Origin of the sequence: Xylanibacter ruminicola 23, assembly GCF_000025925.1 — a bacterium.
GTDB lineage: Bacteria > Bacteroidota > Bacteroidia > Bacteroidales > Bacteroidaceae > Prevotella > Prevotella ruminicola.
On the sequence record NC_014033.1, the window covers coordinates 1,694,042 to 1,717,999 of the forward strand.

The following is a 23,958-nucleotide window of genomic DNA, read 5'->3' on the forward strand; positions in this document are numbered from 1 at the left end:
TTTACAATCCTACCTTTAATCGATGAAACGCTTCGTGATGTCACCATAGGCATCGATACGGCGATCACGCAAGAAGGGCCACCAACGGCGCACCTGCTCAGAACGGTCCATATCCATCTCTACCACGATGCTCTCCTCATCATCAGTTGACGCCTCGTAGATAATCTCACCCTGAGGGCCGGCTACAAACGAGGTGCCCCAGAACTGGATGCCAGCAGTCTGACCAGAAGAATCGGGTTCGAAACCAACACGATTAACAGCAATCACTGGCAAACCGTTGGCCACAGCATGGCCACGCATCACTGTCTGCCAAGCCATACGCTGGCGTTGCTGCTCTTCGGGGGTATCATTATCGGCATAACCAATAGCAGTAGGATAGATGAGCATCTCGGCACCCTGCATCGCCATCAGACGGGCAGCTTCAGGATACCACTGATCCCAACATACCAACACGCCTAATTTTCCCACCGAGGTCTGGATAGGATGGAATCCCAAGTCACCTGGCGTAAAGTAGAACTTCTCGTAATAAGCAGGATCATCGGGAATATGCATCTTACGATACTTACCCACAATCTCGCCATTACTCTCGATGACTACGGCTGTGTTATGATATAAACCTGGGGCGCGTTTTTCGAATAACGAAGCAACGATAACCACGCCACACTTCTTTGCCAACTCACAGTACAACTTAGTAGATGGACCAGGAATTGTCTCGGCCAAATCGAACAGATCCACATCTTCCGTCTGACAGAAGTAAAGCGTATTATGCAACTCCTGCAGTACAATGAGTTGCGCACCACGTTTTGCCAGATCGGTGATCCCCTCACCCAATCTCAGGATATTGTCCTTGGTGTCAGCAGTATTATGCTGCTGCAAAAAACCCACTTTTAACTCTCTCATAATTTTGGATATTGCATGGTGCAGCAATGGAGTGAACCATGCTGCTTAATGATACTTCTACAATCGATACCTACAACCTCCCTACCCTCGTGGGCCTCACCAATCAATTTCAGAGCCTCAGCATCAAGATCGGGCTGGTTATAAGTAGGCACTAATACAGCACCATTCAATATTAAATAATTAGCATAGGTAGCTGGCAGACGCTCACCTTCGTCAAAGATAGCTCGTGGCATAGGTAACTTCACCAACTTATAGGGTTTACCAGCCATGGTACGGAAGGTCTTGAGTTGTTCTTCCATCTTCTTCAAATCTTCGTAGTGCTCATCAGTCTCATCATCGCACCCTATATATAATAAGGTGTCGTTAGGGGCAATACGGACCAAAGTATCGATATGTCCATCAGTATCATCACCTACCAAATGACCATAATCGATCCATAGCACACGCTCTGAGCAAAGGTCACGCTTTAGTCGCGCTTCGATTTCAGCTTTTGTCATTGGCTGATTACGATGAGGAGCCAACAAGCAACAAGAGGTAGTAAAAATGGTACCCTGACCATCGCTCTCAATCGAACCACCTTCGAGTACGAAGTCCAGACAATCCACATATTCGCCTTTAACCTTACCTTCATCATAGATACGACGATTAATGGCATTATCTAACTCAGACTCAAACTTTTCGCCCCAACCATTAAAGCAGAAATCCAACAAGCGAGCATCACCTTGATCATCAACCAATGTAATGAAACCATGATCGCGCGCCCAAGTATCGTTCGAATTGATAGTTGACAATTGATAGTTGACAGTTGAGCCAACATTCTTAGGAGCAACTATGAGAAGAGGTTCACGTTTTGATATTTCGCGAGCCATTTCTTCGTAAGTCTCAGTGATTTCATCGAGCATGGGTGCCCAGTCTGTTTTTGCATGCGGCCAAGTTAGCTGCACCATTGATTGTGGCTCCCATTCAGCAGGTAGACGCCACTGTTTTGTTGCGTTATTTTTTTCTATGCTCATAATTTTGGCGCAAAGTTACAAAAAAATGAGTAATAACTGATGGCATGATGAGATTTTTTTGTATTTTTGCACAAACAATTTAATATGTTAGAGGTTAAAGACGCGACAATAGCCGTTTCGGGAAAGGTTTTGGTAAAGAACCTGTCCTTTATAGCGGACGATGGAAAAATCACATGCATCACGGGCCCAGAAGGTTCGGGCAAGACTACTTTCCTGCGTACCCTAATGGGATTCCTACCTGTAACCGATGGTTTTGTGAGTGTGGATGGAGAATTGTTGACGGTACAATCTGCGCCTGCTTTCCGAAAGATGATGTGCTATCTACCTCAGAACATCCACCTGTTGCGTAACCAACTATACCAACCGCTATCGCCACAAGTAGAAGCTGAAGAGTATGGTGTTTGGAATAGCGAGTTACCATCTGTTGCTGAAATACCAGAGACAGAGCCATTGTCGCCCGAAGAGGTGCTACGTTTGGCAAGCATAACCATAGCAGAGGCAACCAACAAGCCGATTCTGGTGGCAGACGAACCAGCCTCGCACCTCTCGCCAGAGTTAACACCCAAAATACTACAGTTATTACAACAGCAAGCAGCACAAGGCAAATGCGTTTTGATAGCCAGTCGCAACCCGCAACTTATAACATATGCCCATCATGTAATTGATTTAAACCAGTTTCAGATATGACTACAACATTGATACTACATACCATTTTAGCACTTTTGCTACTAATTTTACCTTTTGGAGCACTTTATTTGTTAGACCGCCCCACCATGAAACCACTCGCCGTGGCATTAACGAAAGGATTTGTGCAGTTACTCATCTTTTCGCTGATTGCATGGGGCGTATATAAGGTAGATAACATCTGGCTATCCATTGGATGGCTATTAGTGATTGCTGTATGGGCAGGATTCTTGGTTATCAACAAATGCAAGCTGACCATCCAAAGTTATCTTTTCCCAACAAGTGCAGGACTATTTGTTGGCGTGTTATTGATTGGACTATGGCTTTTGGTAGCAGTTCTACCTATCGATCATATATCTGCCCGTTGGTTTATACCTGTCATGGCGGTACTATTGGGACATTCGTCAGCTATGCAAGTAAGAGGTCTCGGCAATTTTGTAACGATGTCGCAACGCAACCGCGGGCAATATGATTTTATGTTAGGTAATGGTGCATCGCAATGGCAAGCCCTGGTACCTTTTATGCGCACCAGTCTGTTAGCCATTCTGTCGCCAACTATCGCCAACCTTTCTGCATTAGCATTAGCCTCTCTCCCACTATTGTTCTGTGGTATGCTTCTAGGTGGTTTTGCCCCCATCAATGCTTTTGCCATGATGGTTTATGCCGTACTGGGATGTATTGCATCATCGGTATCGGCATTAGGAATTACATTGGTTATCATTAAGTACATCCATCGATTATCATGATAAGGAAACTATTTTTCGAATTAATGCAGGTTTCTGTGGGCCAGCTGGATTGTGTAAGCAGATTTCCAGAGCCCGATGAATGGAAGAAATTGTTCGAACTTGCCAAGCGTCACACGGTTGCTGGTATCTGTTATCATGGTATCACCAAACTATTCGACTACGGTTTGGTGGCTCCTCAGGAGTTATCGCTCGACTGGATGGCTGAGGCAGAGGATATCAAAGAACAGAATCGCGGCAGGAGTCGCAGACTAGTTACACTACAAGACGAGCTACACTCGCACCATCTACGTTCATCGGTGGTTACGGGACCAGGCTTGGTTCGTTTCTACGACCGTGAGCTACAACCACTTCGCTATACCAAGGGGGTTGATCTCTATGTATTCGGCTATAAGAATCAGGTTGACCTGAACCAATGGGCCGACATCAATGTACGTATTCATACCGAACTGCACGCAGGCAAATCATCTCAACGTAACACCCGACTTGAAAAATGGATGTTGCAGAACAACGACCTGATGTTTCGCAAAGCAGGCGAACTGACTGTGCCCTCGCATGCCATGACAATTGTTCTTCAGATTGTTCATCTATATAACTTTTTTTTAGAGAAGCGTTTACAGATGCGCAACCTCATGGACCTGTTCTATGTACTCCGTTTTGGTGATGGTAGCGGTAAACTGTTCCAATTCTCGCAGACTACGATTGATGGCGAGATCAAAGAATTAGGATTGACTCGTTTTTCACAAGGAACTATGTGGTTGATGAAAGAGATATTTAATCTTGACACTAATCACATGCCTGTTGAGCCACTAGAGGAAGAAGGTCAGTATATCCTGAGCGAAATGATGGGCGATGGTTTCACCTTCCATAACTGGTGGCACAAACTCTGGTACTATACCTGTCAAAACCTGACTTAGGCCGTCTTGTCGTACTTTACGCCAAACAAATAATGCCCCAAGAAAGGACTCAGGCGAATAGTATAGCTGGCAATCAAGGTTAGCGCCAGAACAATCAGTGATACAGCAAGTATCACCCAAAACTCAACAAAACGACTATCAAAAGCGGCCAATTTCGGCGAATAAACCATCAGGAATCGTGGCAAGAAGAAGAAATGCAACAGATAGATATCCAATGTTCGCTTTCCCACGTATTGCAAAGGCTGTGAGATATGCCAACGTTTAAGCCATGAGGCAGAAAGTCGGAAGAACGTAAAAACCATAACCATACCTGTAATGCCCCCGACATAAAACCTGAACATCTCGAACATCAGATTGTCATGATGCGAGGTGGAAGCTATCATTGCAAAAACCGCAGTGATTAATACGATTACAACAGGTTTATCCGTCCATCGAATAAAAGTATCGAAATATCGTCTGATACAGGTACCTAAATAAAAGAATAAGAAAAGACGCCATGTGGTTACACTCAGGAAACCAAAGAAATCAATCAACCACAATTGATAGCCATCGGCTGTAGAACGAAGACTATCGTAATATCGGGCATATAAGAATGTTCCAATAGTTAACGCCACCGCCATCAACGGTGTCCACTTCCTGCTGATACGTATCATCAGCATATAAAGAATAAAATACTCAAAAAGTGCAAAGGTAAACCAATAACCACCTTTAAGTGCCCCCAACTGATGAAAGAACTCTGGTGGTGGTGCCAAAAGTAGCAGGAAAATAAAGGTGGGTAGTAACTGTACCATCGCTTTATGTTTTGCAACCTCTTTAAACGGACGCTGAGCTACCGACTCGAACAACCATCCGCTAATCATAAAAAAACATGGCAAACGAAAGAGAATAAACACCGCATTATAGCCCATTCTCGAATCACCCAAACAGAAATGGCACACATGCGCAAACACTACGAGAATCATCGTAAATCCTCGCATCACATCAATGTATTCAATTCGTTGTTTTGCCATATCTTGTGCAAAATTACTAAAAAGAATCCACAATATGGATATTTTTTCGTAATTTTGCAACATGAACCGAATTAATTGGATAGATTGGGCAAAAGCATTCTGCATGACGGTAGTGGTATTCTGCCACCTACCCCAGCAAGAAGACACTTTTTATCTGCAGTTTTTAGCCTCAGTCATCCTCTCAACGTTCTTCTTCGTATCAGGCTATCTGAAGAAGAGGGGCCTAACAGTCAAAGAGTCTTCCAAGAAATACGGCTATGCACTCTTGATTCCTTATATTATATATAATGTAATATATTACCCCTATTGGTTCGTCAAATTCTACATAGAGCATGGCGGCATAACCTGGGGGGATGCTGTAAAACCCATTATCGGCACGCTATTGGGACAACTAAACAGTAGTTTTTCCTGTGAGCTCAATGGTGTTACCTGGTTTCTTATTGCCTTATTCATCATGCATATCCTAACAGATGTGCTCAATAAGAGCAAACATGGCAAAACCATCATGCTGATACTTTCCATCATCACCATGATTCTCTATGGTACCAACAAGTACTATCACTATGCCCCATACATTACCTATCACGGATTGATACGTTGCCTCTGCTTCTTCTTTATGGGCAACCTCTTCCAACAGAAAGGTTGGCTCCAAACACATAATATACGAAAAGATATAGTCATCGGCACCACTGCCCTATTATTCAGCCTCATCTTATTCTATTGGCATATCCACGAAGACAGATTCATTCTCCACATTATACTATATTATGTGGTAAACTTCATATCTATGTATGCTTTCATATACCTATCAAAGTCGCTCAACAACATCAAAAGCAGACTGATAACACTGATTTCCATTGGCACCATGCTTATCTTTGGCCTCCACCGAATAATGATTGGCATCATCGATTTCGGGATAGAGACTTTTCTCCATCGTCCAAACATCATTTACAATTGGTACGAATGCCTTATCATAGCATTCGTGATAGAAATCGTGCTATTGCCCATCATCATCTACAGGAGTAAATGACCTATTCTTTTCGGCAAAGGCTCTCAAAAAGCTCCTTCCATTTCGGCATAATAACATCTGCCCGATAGCGTTGTGACGATTTGATGGCTTCCTGTCCCATTCGTACACGAAGTTCCTTATCCTTAATCAATTGACAAACCCGATCAGCAAACGCCTGAACATCACGATTCTTGATTAAAAAGCCATCCACCCCATCCGTAATAATATCAGCCGGTCCATAAGGGCAATCGAAAGAAACAACAGGTAGTCCGCAACTCATTGCTTCAGAAAGCACTAAGCCAAATGGTTCGAAAGACGAAGTTAATAATAATATGGAACTATTACGATACTTCTCCATAATATCAGCAACAGGCTTAAAAACGCGAACACCAGGGGCATGAAGTTCTCCATCTGTATAGACATCAAGAGTCCAATCTTGATGTCTCGAAAAAACTAATGACCAGATTTTTAATAAGCTTTTAAAATCCTTTTGTTTAGTAAACCTGCCAACAAAAATAATTCTTTTCTCAACACATTCACTATAGTTATATGACTCATTTACATGTACGACATTGGGTATCACGAATACATTTTTATTATACAATTGCCAATCTTTTGCATCTCCCGCTGTCAGTGCAACTACAGCATCAGCCTTTTGGACTTGAAGCTTGTAATCCATGATATGAAGTCTTCTAAGCAAGCCACACTTTTCATAATAATCAGCCTTGCATAGTGTATGAGATTCTACTATCAAAGGAATTCTTCCCCTAACCTCATTCAACACTCCAACAAAATCCAACTTAGCACAAACAATAATATCACCATTAATCTGAAGCAATGTCTTCTGGATTTTATCTTTCAGTTGGACGAATAATCGCCTATGTACAAGGTAGCGTTTAATTCCACTATACTCATACTGTTTATGTAACATAACACCCACATCTATATGATTAATCCTAGGATTCAATGAAAATGGGATTGTATGCTCTCCATGAAAAACTGTCATAAGAATGACATCATAACCATAGCATTTTGACAGATAGTTCATCTTATCTGCCAGAACTCTCTCCAGTCCCCCCCATACCGCAAAGGCATCCGTTACATAAATTAGTCTCATCCCCTTTTTACCAAATTATCGTCACTATCCTCATAATGGTCTTTTTTATAGAAAATACGAGACAAGCCTTTTCCCTGGACCTTGACATGCTCAACAAAACTCTGCCACAAAGATTGGGAGCCAAGAGTTCCATACCCTGTAACAGGGCGAGCTTTACGATTATAAAGGAAAGCAATCTTACCAAATGGTTTTAAAGACAAAGCCAAGGAACCATCTTCGCCACGACGAATATCTGTACGAATCGTAACTTGACGGGCATAATCGGCATTAAATGCGAATACCATTCCACGAACACAAAGTTCTGGACGCTTGAAATGTTGAACGAACAAGAACATATCGCGAATCATTTCAAAAAAGAACAAACCAAATCGAGAATGGTTTTCATCAGGGTAGAAACTCCAAAAGGCACTGATGCAAGACACATTTGGTTTCAATAGTTCTTTCATCATCAAATCCACATAATTCTTAGGATAGATAGTATCGGCATCAATACAAAAATAAAACTTCCCTCGAGCATGATCTAAACCACATTTTCTCGCATAACCAGGACTCTGTCTCATTTCATTATAGTATTGGACTCCGAGCGATTTATATATATCCTCGGTCTTATCAGCTGAATTATTATTCACTCCAATGATTTCTACTGGATATGACAGTTGCATATCAGCTAAAGACCAAAGGCAAGATGTTAACCTACATTCTTCATTATATGCTATCACCACAATGCTAATCAAAGGATTATCACTTTGTATATCTGACAATCGAAAACGGATGTCTTCAACTACTACTTGAGGAATCTCACATAATTTTTTCCCGTAAATTGCCATGTATTTATCGTACCAAGCCATACCACAATTAAAATAGTTACTACTGTCTTGTCTTTATATTACCATTTTATAGTGCAAAAATATAAAAAAAAAAACATATTCAAAGAATTCCTTTAAAAAAAACACATTTTTTCATATTTATCATTCATTTTTGTTAATAACAGAAAATGACACAAGTATTTCTATGATGATATTCATAGGAGGTAGGATATACTGAATATCGCCCTATTCCACCCCTTCATCCTCAGGTCCCAACACCATATCACCATCTTAATCTGCAAAAAAACCTTAAAATTTGGAGGTTTCACAGAAATATACTATATTTGCAGAAAAAATAGGAAAGAATGAAGAAGAACCGGATAATACGAATAAATAGCAATGTACCCGTTTATAACGTGGAGGATAACATCCATCCATGTATTGAGAGTATTTTACGAAGTATTCTTCGATTTTCCACAAAAAAAATATATTAAGGAACAATCTATGCAACAAATTTGACAATGAAAAAAACAAGAGAATTAACATCAGCATTATCATCCCTGTATATAAGGTTGAAGCCTATATTGAACGATGCATAAAATCTGTGGCCACCCAGGAAGGCATCGGATCTGCATACAATTTGGAATGCATTCTGGTAGATGACTGTACCCCCGACAAAAGTATGGAAATTGCGAAGGGAGCCATTAAGCCATACGAGAGCATCCATTTTATCTGTCTTAGAAATGAGATGAACAAGGGACGTTCAGTAGCCTGTAATATTGGCTTAGAATACGCCACTGGCGAATATATCATGTTTATAGACAGTGATGATTATATACTCCCCAATTGTCTCAAAACATTTGCAGATGAAATTATTATAAACCCGGCAATTGACATGGTGGTTGGAAGCACAATCATCAAAAACAAAACCGATATCAAAAAAAAGAGAATTATTGGAAGGTAAAGAGTCTATCATTCATGGATTCCTTACAATGAAATATCTCATCACATCATGGAACAAACTTGTAAGAAAAGAATGCATAACCGATAATAAACTATTATTCATCGAAAACATCTACCTTCAAGATCAGCCATGGCTTTATTACCTCGTATCCCATATAAACTCCATGCTATTACTTCCCCATACCACATTTTTTTATGAAGAAGCGCCAGAAAGTACAAACCACGGAGCGTTAAATCCTGAAAGGGCACAAAGATACGTGAACAGTTGGAAAACCGTTTTTGAGTATTATCTATCACGTAGACCTAATAGCAAAGATTTTAAGCACAACCTAGAGGTTGATTACTTGCTTTATCTACAACGTACACATCTGCGCGCAATATTTTTGTTTCCATATGAAAAGAAAGACTACAACCAAATTTTAGTTTTTAGAAACAAGATAATGTCTCTTGCATTAAAAGACGGAAGGTTTCTCATTGCCTGCTTCCTTTTGCTTGAATATAGACCCTTCATATATTTATTTAGATTTAGATTTATTCGTTCTCATTATTACTATATGATAAAAATAGTAGGACACATAGCTCATCTGTTTGATTTTTTCCACAGAAAAAAAACTAATTTGCATCAATTAATTAACTCAATAATTCAAAATATGATACCCAAAATTATTCATTACTGCTGGTTAAGTGGAGACGAATTTCCTACATTGTTTAAGAAATGTATTAACTCTTGGAAAAAACAACTTCCTGGATGGGAGTTTCGTCTTTGGGATAAAACATGCCTTGAGGAGATCAATGAGCCTTGGGTTTATGAAGCATATGAAGCTAAGGTATATTCTCATGCCTCTGACTATATCCGTCTGTATGCCGTATATAAATATGGTGGTTTTTACCTTGACTGCGACGTTGAAGTATTGAAAGATTTATCCCCCTTTATAGAACTCGACTATGTTTTATCCAAGGAGAATTCCGACTCGGGATATATTGAGGCCGCAATATTCGGCGCTCATGCAGGAAATCCCTATTTAAGAAAATGCATGGAGAAATATCATGACCGGCATTTCATATTGGAAGATGGTTCATATGACTATAAATTTATAATTCCCGATATAATGATGCAGTGCATCTGTGAATATACTGTATTAGAAAATATAGCAGATTTCAAGCTTAGTCAATCAACCATGCAGATATATCATTATCTTTGCATTGGGTAAGAAGTTTTTTATAAAGATCAGCCAGGACAACAAGCGTACGACAGATGGCTTCACCAAAGGGAAAGAGAAGTTGACAGCCAATGGACTGAAGAAGAGCATTATCAAGACTTACTTGCCCAACGGGCACAGGCTCCCGCAAAATCCCTCAACATCACATTGTTGTCCTGACTAGAAACATTATAGGCCTTACCATATTCTCCATGTAGTAAGATGAAAAGCATCGCCCTCGCCACATCAGCAACATAAGTATAAGAAAAGAACTGTTCATACTTGATCTTGAGAATAATGTCCTCGCCTGCCCAAGCCTTTAAAATGAGCTGGGAAGAGGCATTGGCGTCAGATGCAAGCATGGTTGGACTAAATACGCGACTCAAACGAGCAATCTTCACTTTAGCACTACGCTCTGCCATATAAGAATAACACAAAGCCTCACTTAATCGTTTAGATTCCGGATAACATGAATGCGCATTAGCAAGATTTAACTTACCCGTATAATCCTCCATGAAGATATCGCTCCCCCTTACATTGCCATAAACCTCCACAGAAGAGGGATAAAGCACCGTCGCATCACATTCTAAAGCCTTAGCCAAAGGATGAGTATTATAAGCCAAAGGTATTATAACATCCACTTTTATATCTTGGGGGGGAATGGGTGACGAACATCCTGTTCAATAAAAAAAAAATGTGAATCTTCCTCATATTCTCCCAAACGATATTTCGCCTTCTCCCAATTTCTTCCTACAGCATGTATATGAATATCAGCCCCATGATAATTATAACACATTAAAGCATCAATAAGACATGTACCTATCATACCTGTTGCACCAGTTATCAGAAAAGACATTTTCTATATCTTCTCCAACTCAGGAATCTCCAATATACTAGTTAGGTCCTCCTGATACAGAGGATGTCATTTGTTAAGTTTTATTTCAGCCATGTATCTTTATCTACTTTCAAATAGCCTTTGAACAACTCTAGATCATCTTTCGTTGTCAGTTTTATATTCTTGTCAGAACCTGCGGCAAAATGAAGCGTCTCACCGAGTTCAACCATCATTGTATTAGTATAAGCAGAGCCATAAATGCCGATCTCTTTTTCAAATGCCTCATGATAGGCAGAATCTAACCTTCCAAACCTATAAGCCTGAGGCGTAGAAACACGACGTAATATCTCTCGTGGAATATATTCCTTCGTTGTTTCTTTATCCTCAGGATTCACAATAAATATTTGTTCATTATAAGGTAATGAAGTAACTGCATTACCATATTGCTTGGCTTTTTGAATAACATCCGTCAGAACGCTAGCATCCACCAAAGGACGTATACCGTCATGAATTATGATAATATCATTATCACTGACCTTGTCTTCTAAGTTATATACGCCATTTCGAATACTTTCCTGGCCAGTATTGCCACCCGAAACGACCCACTTCAGTTTTGAAATATTAAACTGGTGTGCGTATGCCCAAAGAACTCCATGCCATCCGTCAAGGCAAACGACTTCAATTGCATCCACCATTGGATGACGCTGAAACCCCTCTAAGGTATAGATGAGTACAGGTTTATCATACACATTGATAAACTGTTTGGGAATATCCTGCCCCATACGATTGCCAGAACCTCCAGCAATAATTATTGCAATATTCATAGTTTTAATCGATTTATTACGGTCATCATTTTTGGATATCATCTTTCCACCAAGCATCAAAAGTATGGTGTGTAACCCGATGCTCTACTGGCGGCAGCTGCATATAATCACCATAAATACTACTGAGGTATGCATCATAACCCACAGGAACCCGATATTGGCGGCCCTCAAATACCATATAAACTTCACTATCGAACACATGTTTGTCGACTTGTTCTCCTACTCCTAAGGGGTTAGCTATTAGTCCTGCTGAGGGCATACTTCCAAAAGCATACTTACGAGCTTCATTGTCCATCCAACGTGCAATTTGATGAGCAGTAAATGGTAGCAGCAATAATTTACCAAAAGTATTAACAATTATTTTGGATAGCGTTCTTTTATAATAATTTGGCCTCTTTGTATTAAGTACTTTATGAAGAAACATAATTTTTTTAATCTGGGCAGAATCCTTAACGCCATCTATGGGCAAGATATCAATATATACGCCAAAATGTACACCTTTGTAATGGAGTTCTTTTAACATGGTTCGATCATCATACACCTTAGCAAAAGCGTAATTATAATCAGGATGGGTAGATAAGCTCTTCACCCTATATTCACTATCCGGCTGATTGAATGTCATGCAAAATCGGTCGTAATCTGGTCGAGGCATGGCTATGTCAATATCATCATCCCATGGTATGTAACCCTTATGACGAATCGCACCCAAAAGCGTTCCACCGCACAGAAAATATCTTATACCATTATCTTCACAAAAGTCTGCAGTCTTTTGTAGCAAATCCAACTGAATGGATCTCAGTTCATCAGAAGTTATTTTTCTCATATTAATTCTTTTCTGCAAATATACAAATAAAAAAACAAAATACAAAGAATATTTTAAAAAACTGCATCCAAAACACGTTGCATCTGATTTTCCCATTTTAAGTGTTCAACTGTTTTGCGTATATATTCTGGTTTCATCGTGAATTTATTTACAAAATCAATAATTTTTTGGATATCAATCGGCGATTCGTCAGCTGGAGCCTTCAATACATATGATTGATGATCAAAGTCACTGTCTTGTTCACTATAGATAAAAGGAATTCCACGTGTAGCATATTCACGATTCTTTAAGGTCTTTATAACAGTGATGCCACTACGATGACGTGCAAGTGAACCTATTGCGAAACAAGACACATTAAAGACTTTATCCAATTCTTCACCAAATAGCTGACCATGAAAAATAATATAATCCTGTATCTTATACTTATCAATAATTACTTGCAATCCTGGGTGGAAATGATTATCCTTATACCTTTGATGTGGATGGACACCTCCGACTATATGAAAAAAAACCTGACGAGGATTCTGTGTATTTTTGTAATACTCACCGATTCCCGCTATCAGACGATCATATCCATGCCAAATATGAACTTCAGCAACACCAATCAAATGGATGGAGCCGTCAGTAGGAAACTGATAATTATGCAAAGGGATGCTATCAAAATCCACACCGTTGCTTATATTTATTGTACGTTGACCAAAGATCTCTGTCGCATCAGAGAAAGTAACCATAGCGTCCATATAACGATAAAGACTACAGCGGAAAAATTTATCAAGGATTAAACGTAACGGCTGTTTCCATATATGGGGACTAAACTCTGAATCATAAGGATATGTCGGGATCTCTGTTACAGCACGAATACCAGCACCTTTGACCTTCTTGAATAGACTGACAAGCCAGGGGCTAGCATTCATAAAACTCCGAGCATAGATAAACTCTATATTCTCATGAATACAATAGTTATATATACATTCATAGTTTATACGCTGACGAAGAGCTGCCAAACGTCCCACACCATAGTCCTTCAGTATAGTGCCATCTATATATCTGCACCTATGCCCATTTTCCGCAAAACCATAGTAGCAGAGTCTGACATCATGCCCATTTTCACGCAAGCCTTTAACTTGATAGTGGATTTTTTTAGAGATTCCACTATGCTCAGAGAAGCCATGATAGACTAAGAATAGTATCCGCATATTTATATTACTTTTTTCATTTTTCCCAACAATCTAACAAAAAACAAGGATAAAGAAGAAGGTATACGACTTAATCCCCATAAGAACATATTCTGTAAACGTTTGTGGCGGAATAGAAGAATCTGCCAGAAATTCACAGGAAACCAGAGAATTTTCTGCATCTCATGATTTGAAATTACAGGAACAATTCGCTGATAATACTTCAAAATATAACAAACCAAATAGAAGCTATTCATCTCAAGATTATAACAATAATATGGAAGGAAAGGTCTCCCAACAAACATTGCAATTTTACCCTTAAGATAATCTAATACTGAAACATTCTCAATGATTTCTGTTTTTTTCAGCATATCTCTATTTTGATAATGAGAGAGAGAGCCCGTACGACATAAATAATGATACGTAATCTTAGACAGAAGAACTGCCTTACTAACCCGAGGAACCATTTCGTATGTAAATGCCAGATCTTCCCAAAAAGCAGAATTCAAAAAACGCAAATTGCTTTTACGAAGGAAATCAAGTCTCATCAAGCAATTACATACTGAAATTTGGAAAGAACTATAATTACGGAATGCATAGAGAGCCATTTCATCATCAGACAGGAAACATACGTCTGGCAATATATATGATTGAGATGGAGATCCCTTAACATAATCAATCATATCTAAAGAGCCATATACTACATCTGCCCGATTCGTTGTTGCCTTTTCAAACAAGCAACAGATAGTGTCAGGCTCTATTAAATCATCAGAATCAAGAAAATAGAGATATTGACCTTGAGCTTCATCCAAGATTCTATTCCGAGTCATACCAACTCCCATATTACCTTTATTATAAAGAATACGAATATTCCTTCCTCGTGGATGCTCTCTTTGAAAACGCTCAACGATTTCAATCGAGCCATCATTACCACAATCATCCACAACTAGATATTCGATGCTTTCAAATGTCTGATTGAGGGCTGAAGCTATTGTATTCTCAATGAAGTCAATAGCTTTATAAACAGGTATTCCTATGGTAACATCATAATTCATCTTATAGAGCTTCGAATAATAGTTTCCACTGCTCAGCTATCTGTTCAATTTTGAAGCGCTGTACATTTTCAACCGCATTATTTGCCATTTTCTGACGTTCTTCTGGATGTTGTATCATCCAAATTATTGCTTCTGCCAGTTTTTCTACATTACCATTCTCTACTAATAATCCATCAATATGATTCTGAATAATATCCTTAGGTCCACATGGACAATCAAATGAGATGACAGGTAAGCCATTGGCCATAGCCTCAACAAGAACCATGCCAAATCCTTCAAAACGAGAACTCATTACAAGAAATGAGCTCGACATATACTCTTCTTGTATCCGATCTGTAGGTCCCAATAGTTTACAACGAGTCCTATCTATGTTTAACTCATCAATTAAAGAATCATATGGCGAGCGGTCTCCCTCTCCTACAATAGTCAGTATCCAATCGGAAGTGGATTTTTCAACAAGTGCCCACGACCTCAAAAGAAGATCGAATCCCTTTTGATAGACGTATCTGCCAACGGCAATTACACGCTTTTCAGTGGAAGTGCTATAGGTAGAGGATGAAAAAGTCAGAGGATCGGGAATGACTACTACATTATTCAATTCTGGCCAATTACGATGATCTTCTTCTGTTAAAACAACAAATCTATCAAGTTGTTTCAAATTAGAAACTAAATTATTCATCCATAATTTTGAGAAAAGATTCTTAAGTACATTTGTTTCACCCGGTTCAAAATTCCTATAATTAGACCGATTAACATGTAATTCACCGATTTTTTTACTACCATCTATTATTGATGTTAGAAAGTTAATTTCACGTCTAAGCAAACTGATAGTAATATCAGGGTGAATACGCAACAATTCTTGCTTAAGCAGTTTTTTATATAAGCGTTGCTTTTTTAGATAAACGAATATTTTCTTAAAAAAAGAGCAAGTCCATAGTTCTTCAAAACCAATATCCAAATTGACTACCTTTACCTTATCAGAAAGTGGATAGAATAGCGGTTTATCTTTTCCTTCAGTTAAGATAATAGTAATATCATAACCATAATGATCTGCAAAATAATTGGCTTTTAATGTCAAAACACGTTCAACACCGCCTGCCATATATAACGCAGGTGTACAATAAACTATTTTATATTGTTTGAAAGACATATGCTAAATTATTTCTTTGGCAAAAATACAAAAAAAAAACGAAAATTGCAAATAATTCAGTAGTTTTTGCTTTCTTTGTGGCAAAAATATTCTACAATGATTAAAATTAGTACCAAACACTAATAACACCGGCATTAGAAATGCGTCAACAATTGGAAAGTTTTTTTCTAAACAGGATTTGGATAATTACCTAACAGTAATTGTTGAACTACTTAAATATCAGAAATCTCCAATTATTAAGAATTTCACAAGACACACATTAAGCAAGTTTTTTATACTTGACATATTCCACCCTAATAGACTATTTTTCTGTATATGAGAAAACTCCAAAATCTGGTTACCTTAAAGTTATCGGATTAAAATAAACTCTCATCTTTTGACTTAAATGAACATATTTAATAGAAATATTGCATAAAATTTGGAATAATCCAAAAATATTTGTACTTTTGTCAACGATAATTTGGCTGATTATACATGTATGAAGAGTATTTGTTTTATAACAGATAGTATTTTTAAGTCGGGCGGCATGCAGAGAGTGACTGCCGTAATTGCCGAGGAGCTATCAAAACAATATGATGTGACCATCGTAAGTTTTGAAGAACCGGAGCAAGAAGACTTATCGATGTATGGGTTGAAAGACTATCCCGTGAAGATTGTGTTTACCCATTTTCGTAAAACCGAAAAATGGAAAAGCATGTTATACAACGCATACAGCTATCTGTATAAAAACGCTCTGCCAAAAACAGCCATCACCTCCGATTTATATGCGCACAGCTCTTTTCCCAGAGAGATGCGAGAAGCTGTTGTAAAAATACTAAAAGAAGGCGATTTCGACACGATTATTGCAGTAAACTCATATCTCTCCATGCGACTGGCAACCATCAAAAGAGACTTGGGCGATGTAAAAGCTATCGGCTGGATTTACAACTCGTTCAATGCTTTCCTGAGAGAGGGTTCACCTTACTTAGGCACTGAGCTAAAATACCACTACGGTAGACAGTTGCAGAAATTGGATGAGACAGTACTGCTGTACCTGCAGGATTCGGAGATGTACTATCATGCCTACGGATTCTCACCTTTTGTGATTCCAAATCCACTGACACTCAAACCAGGCGCTCCATCAACAGGAAAGAATAAACGATTCTTAGCAGTAGGAAGATTAACCCCAAAACATAAGGGATTCGACCTGCTGATAAAAGCCTTCGACAAGTTTGCTCAGCGCAATTCCGACTGGTATCTGGATATTGTAGGAGATGGACCAGAGAAAGAGGCACTGAACAAGATGATTGAGAATCGCTATCTGACGAAAAGAATAAAGATACATCCCTTTACCGAGAACATCCAGATGTTCTATTCGCAGGCCAGCATCTATGTATCAAGTTCGAGATGGAAAGACTTCGGACTGGTATTGGTACAGGCAATGGCACACGGACTGCCAGTGATTTCGTCGGACCTACCATCGAGTAAAGAGATACTGGGCGATTTCGGCATGTACTTTAAGAATGGTGATGTGGACGATCTTGCCAAACGACTGGAGGAAGCCACTTACATGGATTGGCAGTTAAAATCGAACGAGGCAATTATGATATCGCAACGTTTCAATGCGAACGTGATTGCTGAGCAATGGAAGACGCTGATAGAAAGTGATGGACAACGAAACCGTAAGAGCTAATTTAAAAAATAGTCCCAAGCTTAAAAAGCTGATTGATTGGGTGATTATGAACCAGGTGCAGACAAGACCACGCTGGTTTGTAAGATTATTGGCTCCATTATACCAGCACCGAGGTAAACACTCGGTGATTCACCGTTCGGCCAGAATGGACACTCCACCCTACCGAAAATTCTCACTTGGCAATTATTCGGTGGTGGAATCGTTTGCCTGCATCAACAATGCTGTGGGCGATGTGCTGATTGGCGATTACACCAGAATAGGTCTACACAATACGATTATCGGTCCGGTAAAGATTGGTCACCATGTAAACTTAGCGCAAGGCATTACCGTAACAGCATTGAACCACAATTTTGACGACACCAACAAACGGATAGACGAGCAAGGTGTAAGCACCAATGCCGTAACCATCGAGGATGACGTATGGATTGGTGCGAATGCCGTGATATTGCCAGGCGTTACGATTGGTAACCATTGCGTAGTAGCAGCAGGTGCAGTAGTAACCAAGGATGTACCACCCCACTCGCTTGTAGTAGGGGTACCAGCAAAAGTGATCAAGCAGATATGAGAATAGGTATCGAAGCACAAAGGGTGTTCCGCCGTAACAAGCACGGTATGGACTACGTGGTTCTGCAAGAGATTAAAGAGCTACAGCAGATAGACACGCAGAACGAATACTTTGTGTTTGTGGCACCAGGTATTGACCGATGCCTGAAGGATACCAAAAACGTACATATCATCGTTATCGGCGAAAGTTTCTACCCCGTTTGGGAACAGATAACCCTGCCAAGGGCTGTAAAGAAATACCATCTTGACATCCTGCACTGCACCAGTAATACAGCACCGATATTCTGCGACGTTCCATTGATACTGACGCTGCACGACATTATCTTCCTAGAACCAAGAGATAAGAACAACAAGTCTATCTACCAGAACCTAGGCTGGCTGTACCGACGCAAGGTGGTGCCTAAGATTCTGCAGAAATGTCGTCGCATCATTACAGTGTCGAACTTTGAGAAACAGAATATCATTAACAAACTGCACATCCCCGAAGAGCGGATGGCGATGATTTATAATGGCTATAACGACTGGTTCAAGCCTTTAAGGGATGTGGCTGATATCTACCAATCGTATATCGAAAAGCCCGGCTATTTCTTCTTCCTAGGTAACACCGACCCCAAGAAGAATACAGAGCGTACACTGATTGCTTATTCGAAATACCTGAAGGAATCGACCATAAGACGTAAGTTGCTGATGGCAGATTTAGACCAAAGCTACCTGAATGGCATTATTGAACGAAACAACATTGAGAACATCAGACCGTATATCGTGATGCCAGGTTATATCGTAAACAGCGATCTGCCATACATCTATAACAGCGCCTTTGCCTTTCTGTACACCTCGCTCAGAGAGAGCTTTGGTATTCCACTCCTTGAGGCGATGGCCTGCGGCACACCCGTGATTACTTCTAACACCTCGTCGATGCCAGAGATTGGTGGCAGCGAGGCTATCCTCATCAACCCAGAGAATCCTGATGAGATTGCCGCACAGATGTTACGTCTGGAATACGACGAAGCCTACTATGAGGCACAAAAAGTAGTTGGACTAAAAAGAGCAGGTTTGTTCTCGTGGCGCAAAACTGCCGAACAACTGCTGAAACTATACGAAACGGTTTACAAAGAACTACCGAATTCCAACATCAGCTGACGAGCATCGGGATTGTTCTGGGTATTTAAACGGTAATACCCACGACGACCTGTGGACTCTATGAGCGACTGAGGCGACTTGGAATTCTTAAGCAGATACTGCTGCACATAAGCACGAATTTCATTGAGATCGGGTGTGTAGAAAAAACTCAAATTCATATTATACACATGCTTGGACACCTGCATAACGCTGATGCCCTTATCACCCACACTTGTAAGTATACTTAATATCTGCTGATCGTATGTCATTATATTCGCTTAAAAAAGGCCGGTAAAAGCGATTACCGACCTTTTTCTATCATTCGTTAAAAGGCTTAAGCCAATGTAACTTTTTCACCATCATTAGCGAGCTTGCCCTCCTTGAAGAGCCAACCCAAACCGAGAAGAGTCTCCTCCTCAGAAATCTTTGCAGCCTTAGCAATCTCCTTTACAGTGAGAGCCTTACCTGCTGCTGCAAGTGCCTGATATACATCACCTGCCTTGAAACCTACATTCTCAGCGTTGATTGCGAGAACTGCCTTTGCAGCTGCCTTAGGAGCTGCGGCCTTCTTTACGGTTGTTTTTTTAGCTGGGGCTGCCTTTGTCTCGGTAGCCTTCTTAGCTGTTGCTTTCTTTTCTGCCATAGTTCTAAAAAATTAATACTCTATTTGAAGTGTTATACTTCTGTTAATTTTCGAATGCAAAAATACCGCTTTTATTCCGGACAACTCGCTGATTTTTAGGCTTTTTTAGCAGAATGTAAATTATTCTTGATGTAGGTCAACCGACGAACGAAGCAAGCGCAGTGAACTTTATTCACTGCCTTGCAAGGAGGAGGTAGAACGCAGTTCAACCTTAAGCTGAAGTTCGTCAAGTTGTTTCTGATCCAACTCACCTGGGGCATCGAGCATCACGTCGCGACCGCTGTTATTCTTGGGGAATGCGATACAATCACGAATGCTATCGAGACCAGCCATGAGGCTGACGAAACGATCGAGACCGAAAGCCAGACCTGCGTGAGGGGGTGCTCCGTACTTAAAGGCATTGATGAGGAATCCGAACTGAGCCATAGCGCGCTCGGGAGTGAAGCCCAGAATCTGGAACATCTTTTCCTGCAACTTACCATCGTGGATACGCAGTGAACCACCACCAACTTCGACACCATTGCAAACAAAGTCGTAAGCAACGGCACGAACCTTAGCAGGATCGGTATCCAACAGAGGAATATCGTCGGGATTAGGCATTGTGAATGGGTGGTGAGTAGCCATCAGGCGCTGTTCCTCATCGCTCCACTCAAAGAGTGGGAAGTCGACAATCCACAAGCATACGAACTTATCCTTATCGCGCAGTCCGAGACGGTCACCCATCTCCAGACGGAGTGTGCAGAGCTGTACACGAGTCTTGTTGGCATTATCGCCACTGAGAATCAGTACCAGGTCGCCATCCTTGGCACCACATGCCTCCTTAACCTGAGCCCAAACCTCAGGAGTATAGAACTTATCGATAGACGACTTAACAGTACCATCCTCGTTGAACTTAACATATACCAAGCCCTTAGCACCTACCTGAGGACGCTTTACAAACTCGGTGAGCTCATCGAGCTGCTTACGAGAATAGTTTGCGCAGCCTGGAACGCAGATACCACCGATATAAGTTGCTTCATTGAATACAGGGAAAGTACCTGTACCCTTAAGCTGATCCATGAGCTCAACAAACTCCATGCCGAAACGCAAATCGGGCTTATCGCTACCGAAGCGACGCATAGCCTCGTTCCATGTCATACGCTGGAGTGCAGGCAGCTCGATACCACGAACCTCCTTGAACAGATGACGAGCAAGATCCTCGAAAATCTGGAGCACATCCTCCTGATCAACAAACGACATTTCACAGTCGATCTGAGTAAACTCAGGCTGACGGTCGGCGCGCAGGTCCTCATCACGGAAGCACTTGGCAATCTGGAAGTAACGGTCGAAACCTGATACCATCAACAGCTGCTTCAGGGTCTGTGGTGACTGTGGCAGGGCATAGAACTGACCTGGATTCATACGTGAAGGAACCACGAAATCGCGAGCACCCTCAGGTGTAGAACCAATCAGGATTGGTGTCTCAACCTCGATAAAGTTCTGAGCATCGAGGAAGTTACGAATCAGGATGGTCATGCGGTGACGCAGTTCGAGATTCTTACGAACAGCAGCACGGCGCAGATCGAGATAACGGTACTTCATACGGATATCATCACCACCGTCGGTGTTATCCTCGATGGTGAATGGAGGTGTGAGACTCTCGCTCAGCACGTTCAGTTCCTTTACCAGAATCTCAATATCACCAGTTGGCATCTTGGGATTCTTACTCTGGCGTTCGCTTACCTCGCCCTTAATCTGAATACAAAATTCACGACCAAGTTTGTTGGCACGCTCGCACAGTTCAGCATCGTCAGCCTCGTTGAAAACAAGCTGAGTCAAGCCATAACGATCGCGAAGATCAACGAAGGTCATACCACCCATCTTACGACTTCGCTGTACCCATCCGGCCAGTGTTACAACACTACCGGCATCCTGGAGCCTAAGCTCTCCACAAGTCTTACTTCTGTACATATTTAATTGCTATTTATTCATTTAAGGTGCAAAATTACATAAAAAATTGATAATAGACAAACATATTTCTTAATTCTTCGTGATTAATTCATATTTTTATAGTAACTTTGCACTGATTTAATCATTTAAACGACAAAAAGATGAAAAAGATTGCATTTATAGCATTGATGCTGATTTGCGGATTGACAGCCGCATTGGCACAGAAACCTGCAGAAATCAAGTTCGATAAACTGACACATGATTTCGGAAGTTTCTCTGAGAAAAGTCCTGTTGTTACTTACACCTTCACCTATACCAACGTAGGCGAGCAGCCATTGGTTATCAATCAGGCTGTGGCCAGCTGTGGCTGCACCGTACCCGAGTACACCAAGGCTCCTATCAAGCCAGGCGAGAAAGGCGAAATCAAGGTAACCTATAACGGCGCAGGCAAGTTCCCCGGCCATTTCAAGAAGTCGATCACTATCCGCACCAATGGTGTAGTTGAGATGACCCGCCTCTATATTGAGGGAGAAATGACGGAAAACTAAAAGCCGTAAGAGAATCCGATAGAGCTATACTCCTTGAACTGGAGGTAACCCAAGTCGTCGTCCTTCGTACCTGTATCGTCGAAACGAGGGAAGAAGAACAGGTTAGCTGAGATATACTTTGATACACGCAGAGCGAAAGTGTTTTCCCACTCAATCTCTGTACGCTTATACGATGTGAATGCATAGAGGCGCGACTTCCATGTGATCACATCGTTTATTTTCCATGTCACATCAGCAGTGAGCTGCGAACCGAAATCAACCAGCGAATGACGACCTTCCTTCAAACCATAGCTGGTGGCAAGGTCTAAACGATCAACATAACGGTAGTTGATAGCCAATGGCGACAGGTTGACGGTACCCGACCATTTCTTATCCTTGGTAGCCAGTTTATAATCCATACCAAGACCGAAGTTGAGGTTGAATGGCGACATAAAATCGGAATAGACATTACGATCGTTTGACTTCAAACCCTGTGTAAACTGGCTATAAGCCAGAACCTGCAAGGTATAGTACCAATTCTTGGCAGCCTGCAAGCCGACCTTACTGGTGAGACGAATCAGGTCCTCATTCGACTTGAACTTATGAATCGAGTCAGTACGTGAACGCAGGAAACCTAGTTTCATCTCCAACTTATTATCCCACTTCCATTTGTTACGGTTATCGTAGTTGGCCTCTAAGGTCAGCGAACCCACCATCGAGTAGTTACTTTCACCGCCCTTATACCAGTTACCACTTACATAGTTCTGCATAAACTGCAGATAGCCATCACCTTTCTTTGTCCAGAAATCGGGTTTCTGAACCAGAATGGTAGTAGGCACATCGTCGGGGGTATCGATAACAGGACTTTCAACCTTTTCAACCAGCTTTACCTGGTTCTTAATGGGCTGATCCACATCCTTACGAATATTACCGGTTTGCTGAAGTTCCGACTCGGTGGTATTCACCAGATCAGGACGGTTCAGATAAATATGCAACAAGGCTTCGTCAATAGCATCAGCCACAGGGTCCTGACCAGCCGAATCGGGCTGGATTGAAAGTGATTTGTTAGCCACATTGTGGTAGAAAGTGACTGGTGCAAACAAACGAAAATAGCGTCCGTCTAATGTATCTTTTGGTTGAGCAGCAGAGGCGCTAAGCGTCCAAAATGCTGCGAATAATAATGCAACTTTTCTCATATCTGGTGCAAAGATACAATTTTTTGCCTATAGTATGCATTCTTTTCGCATTTTTTTCGTAATTTTGCACCTTGATTTACGCGTA

Annotated in this window: 25 protein-coding genes; 10 read left to right on the forward strand and 15 right to left on the reverse strand. The window is 40.9% G+C overall.

Annotation, left to right across the window (positions count from 1 at the left end):
• Positions 1-15: 15 nt before the first annotated feature.
• On the reverse strand, positions 16-900 hold the full coding sequence (locus PRU_RS07335; protein WP_013063814.1) for a carbon-nitrogen hydrolase: 885 nt from the start codon (positions 898-900) through the stop codon (positions 16-18).
• Positions 897-1,913: an agmatine deiminase family protein gene (locus PRU_RS07340; RefSeq protein WP_013063172.1), complete on the reverse strand. Its 1,017-nt coding sequence runs from the start codon at positions 1,911-1,913 to the stop codon at positions 897-899. The genes PRU_RS07335 and PRU_RS07340 overlap by 4 nt, the downstream gene beginning before the upstream one ends.
• Positions 1,914-1,997: 84 nt before the next feature.
• Here PRU_RS07340 and PRU_RS15275 point away from each other — a divergent pair, with 84 nt between their 5' ends.
• Genes PRU_RS15275 through PRU_RS07355 form a run of 3 tightly spaced genes read left to right on the forward strand, consistent with a single transcriptional unit; the run spans position 1,998 to position 4,257 of the window.
• Complete coding sequence (locus tag PRU_RS15275) at positions 1,998-2,600, forward strand: ATP-binding cassette domain-containing protein (RefSeq protein WP_013065336.1); 603 nt, start codon at positions 1,998-2,000, stop codon at positions 2,598-2,600.
• Positions 2,597-3,343, forward strand: a complete 747-nt coding sequence (locus PRU_RS07350) for an ABC transporter permease (RefSeq protein WP_013064073.1) — start codon at positions 2,597-2,599, stop codon at positions 3,341-3,343. The genes PRU_RS15275 and PRU_RS07350 overlap by 4 nt, the downstream gene beginning before the upstream one ends.
• Positions 3,340-4,257, forward strand: a complete 918-nt coding sequence (locus tag PRU_RS07355) for a nucleotidyltransferase family protein (protein WP_080517176.1) — start codon at positions 3,340-3,342, stop codon at positions 4,255-4,257. The genes PRU_RS07350 and PRU_RS07355 overlap by 4 nt, the downstream gene beginning before the upstream one ends.
• Here the strand turns inward: PRU_RS07355 and PRU_RS07360 are convergent.
• Positions 4,254-5,267 carry an acyltransferase family protein gene (locus PRU_RS07360; protein WP_013063204.1) on the reverse strand — a complete coding sequence of 338 codons (1,014 nt, stop codon included), beginning with the start codon at positions 5,265-5,267 and terminating at the stop codon, positions 4,254-4,256. The genes PRU_RS07355 and PRU_RS07360 overlap by 4 nt on opposite strands.
• Positions 5,268-5,328: 61 nt before the next feature.
• Here PRU_RS07360 and PRU_RS07365 point away from each other — a divergent pair, with 61 nt between their 5' ends.
• Positions 5,329-6,297, forward strand: a complete 969-nt coding sequence (locus PRU_RS07365; RefSeq protein WP_013064387.1) for an acyltransferase family protein — start codon at positions 5,329-5,331, stop codon at positions 6,295-6,297.
• A 1-nt stretch (position 6,298) separates the two neighbouring features.
• Here PRU_RS07365 and PRU_RS15280 read toward each other — a convergent pair whose 3' ends face one another.
• Both PRU_RS15280 and PRU_RS07375 read right to left on the reverse strand, forming a co-directional pair.
• Positions 6,299-7,393, reverse strand: a complete 1,095-nt coding sequence (locus tag PRU_RS15280; RefSeq protein WP_013064843.1) for a glycosyltransferase family 4 protein — start codon at positions 7,391-7,393, stop codon at positions 6,299-6,301.
• On the reverse strand, positions 7,390-8,241 hold the full coding sequence (locus tag PRU_RS07375) for a glycosyltransferase family 2 protein (protein ID WP_041385906.1): 852 nt from the start codon (positions 8,239-8,241) through the stop codon (positions 7,390-7,392). The genes PRU_RS15280 and PRU_RS07375 overlap by 4 nt, the downstream gene beginning before the upstream one ends.
• Positions 8,242-8,755: 514 nt before the next feature.
• On the opposite strand from PRU_RS07375, the gene PRU_RS07380 reads away from it, so the two are divergent.
• Both PRU_RS07380 and PRU_RS15285 read left to right on the forward strand, forming a co-directional pair.
• Positions 8,756-9,163 carry a glycosyltransferase family 2 protein gene (locus PRU_RS07380; RefSeq protein ID WP_224083080.1) on the forward strand — a complete coding sequence of 136 codons (408 nt, stop codon included), beginning with the start codon at positions 8,756-8,758 and terminating at the stop codon, positions 9,161-9,163.
• A gap of 28 nt (positions 9,164-9,191) precedes the next feature.
• The gene (locus PRU_RS15285) at positions 9,192-10,373 is read left to right on the forward strand and encodes a glycosyltransferase family 32 protein (protein ID WP_013063723.1); all 1,182 of its coding nucleotides are present in this window, start codon (positions 9,192-9,194) and stop codon (positions 10,371-10,373) included.
• A 101-nt stretch (positions 10,374-10,474) separates the two neighbouring features.
• On the opposite strand, the gene PRU_RS16275 is transcribed toward PRU_RS15285, so the two are convergent.
• The 6 genes from PRU_RS16275 to PRU_RS07415 all read right to left on the reverse strand — a co-directional run bounded on the left by PRU_RS16275 (position 10,475) and on the right by PRU_RS07415 (position 16,223).
• On the reverse strand, positions 10,475-11,002 hold the full coding sequence (locus tag PRU_RS16275; protein ID WP_224083034.1) for an NAD-dependent epimerase/dehydratase family protein: 528 nt from the start codon (positions 11,000-11,002) through the stop codon (positions 10,475-10,477).
• 295 nt (positions 11,003-11,297) lie between these two features.
• Positions 11,298-12,020: an IspD/TarI family cytidylyltransferase gene (locus PRU_RS07395; RefSeq protein WP_041386714.1), complete on the reverse strand. Its 723-nt coding sequence runs from the start codon at positions 12,018-12,020 to the stop codon at positions 11,298-11,300.
• Positions 12,021-12,045: 25 nt separating this feature from the next.
• Entirely contained in the window at positions 12,046-12,939 is an 894-nt protein-coding gene (locus tag PRU_RS07400; RefSeq protein WP_080517179.1) for a LicD family protein, read from the reverse strand.
• A complete protein-coding gene (locus tag PRU_RS07405; protein WP_013065565.1) occupies positions 12,897-14,039 on the reverse strand; it encodes a glycosyltransferase family protein in 1,143 nt (380 codons plus the stop codon). Before PRU_RS07405 ends, PRU_RS07400 begins: the two co-directional genes overlap by 43 nt.
• A 2-nt stretch (positions 14,040-14,041) precedes the next feature.
• Positions 14,042-15,073, reverse strand: a complete 1,032-nt coding sequence (locus PRU_RS07410; RefSeq protein WP_013064856.1) for a glycosyltransferase family 2 protein — start codon at positions 15,071-15,073, stop codon at positions 14,042-14,044.
• A gap of 1 nt (position 15,074) precedes the next feature.
• On the reverse strand, positions 15,075-16,223 hold the full coding sequence (locus tag PRU_RS07415) for a glycosyltransferase family 4 protein (RefSeq protein ID WP_013064047.1): 1,149 nt from the start codon (positions 16,221-16,223) through the stop codon (positions 15,075-15,077).
• 478 nt (positions 16,224-16,701) lie between these two features.
• On the opposite strand from PRU_RS07415, the gene PRU_RS07420 reads away from it, so the two are divergent.
• The 3 genes from PRU_RS07420 to PRU_RS07430 are packed head-to-tail and all read left to right on the forward strand — an operon-like array spanning position 16,702 to position 19,599.
• Complete coding sequence (locus PRU_RS07420) at positions 16,702-17,895, forward strand: glycosyltransferase (protein ID WP_013065225.1); 1,194 nt, start codon at positions 16,702-16,704, stop codon at positions 17,893-17,895.
• The gene (locus PRU_RS07425) at positions 17,870-18,460 is read left to right on the forward strand and encodes an acyltransferase (protein WP_013064643.1); all 591 of its coding nucleotides are present in this window, start codon (positions 17,870-17,872) and stop codon (positions 18,458-18,460) included. The genes PRU_RS07420 and PRU_RS07425 overlap by 26 nt, the downstream gene beginning before the upstream one ends.
• Positions 18,457-19,599 carry a glycosyltransferase family 4 protein gene (locus tag PRU_RS07430; RefSeq protein WP_013064004.1) on the forward strand — a complete coding sequence of 381 codons (1,143 nt, stop codon included), beginning with the start codon at positions 18,457-18,459 and terminating at the stop codon, positions 19,597-19,599. Before PRU_RS07425 ends, PRU_RS07430 begins: the two co-directional genes overlap by 4 nt.
• Here the strand turns inward: PRU_RS07430 and PRU_RS07435 are convergent.
• The 3 genes from PRU_RS07435 to aspS all read right to left on the reverse strand — a co-directional run bounded on the left by PRU_RS07435 (position 19,566) and on the right by aspS (position 22,171).
• Positions 19,566-19,847: a hypothetical protein gene (locus PRU_RS07435; protein WP_013063982.1), complete on the reverse strand. Its 282-nt coding sequence runs from the start codon at positions 19,845-19,847 to the stop codon at positions 19,566-19,568. The genes PRU_RS07430 and PRU_RS07435 overlap by 34 nt on opposite strands.
• Before the next feature lie 65 nt (positions 19,848-19,912).
• A complete protein-coding gene (locus tag PRU_RS07440; protein ID WP_013064089.1) occupies positions 19,913-20,221 on the reverse strand; it encodes a winged helix-turn-helix domain-containing protein in 309 nt (102 codons plus the stop codon).
• A 168-nt stretch (positions 20,222-20,389) separates the two neighbouring features.
• Positions 20,390-22,171: an aspartate--tRNA ligase gene (gene aspS, locus PRU_RS07445; protein WP_013065074.1), complete on the reverse strand. Its 1,782-nt coding sequence runs from the start codon at positions 22,169-22,171 to the stop codon at positions 20,390-20,392.
• A gap of 140 nt (positions 22,172-22,311) precedes the next feature.
• Between aspS and PRU_RS07450 the strand changes: the two genes are divergently transcribed.
• On the forward strand, positions 22,312-22,698 hold the full coding sequence (locus PRU_RS07450) for a DUF1573 domain-containing protein (protein ID WP_013064564.1): 387 nt from the start codon (positions 22,312-22,314) through the stop codon (positions 22,696-22,698).
• Here the strand turns inward: PRU_RS07450 and PRU_RS07455 are convergent.
• A complete protein-coding gene (locus PRU_RS07455) occupies positions 22,695-23,873 on the reverse strand; it encodes a DUF3078 domain-containing protein (RefSeq protein ID WP_013064131.1) in 1,179 nt (392 codons plus the stop codon). The two genes, PRU_RS07450 and PRU_RS07455, sit on opposite strands and share 4 nt — an antisense overlap.
• Positions 23,874-23,958: the final 85 nt, after the last annotated feature.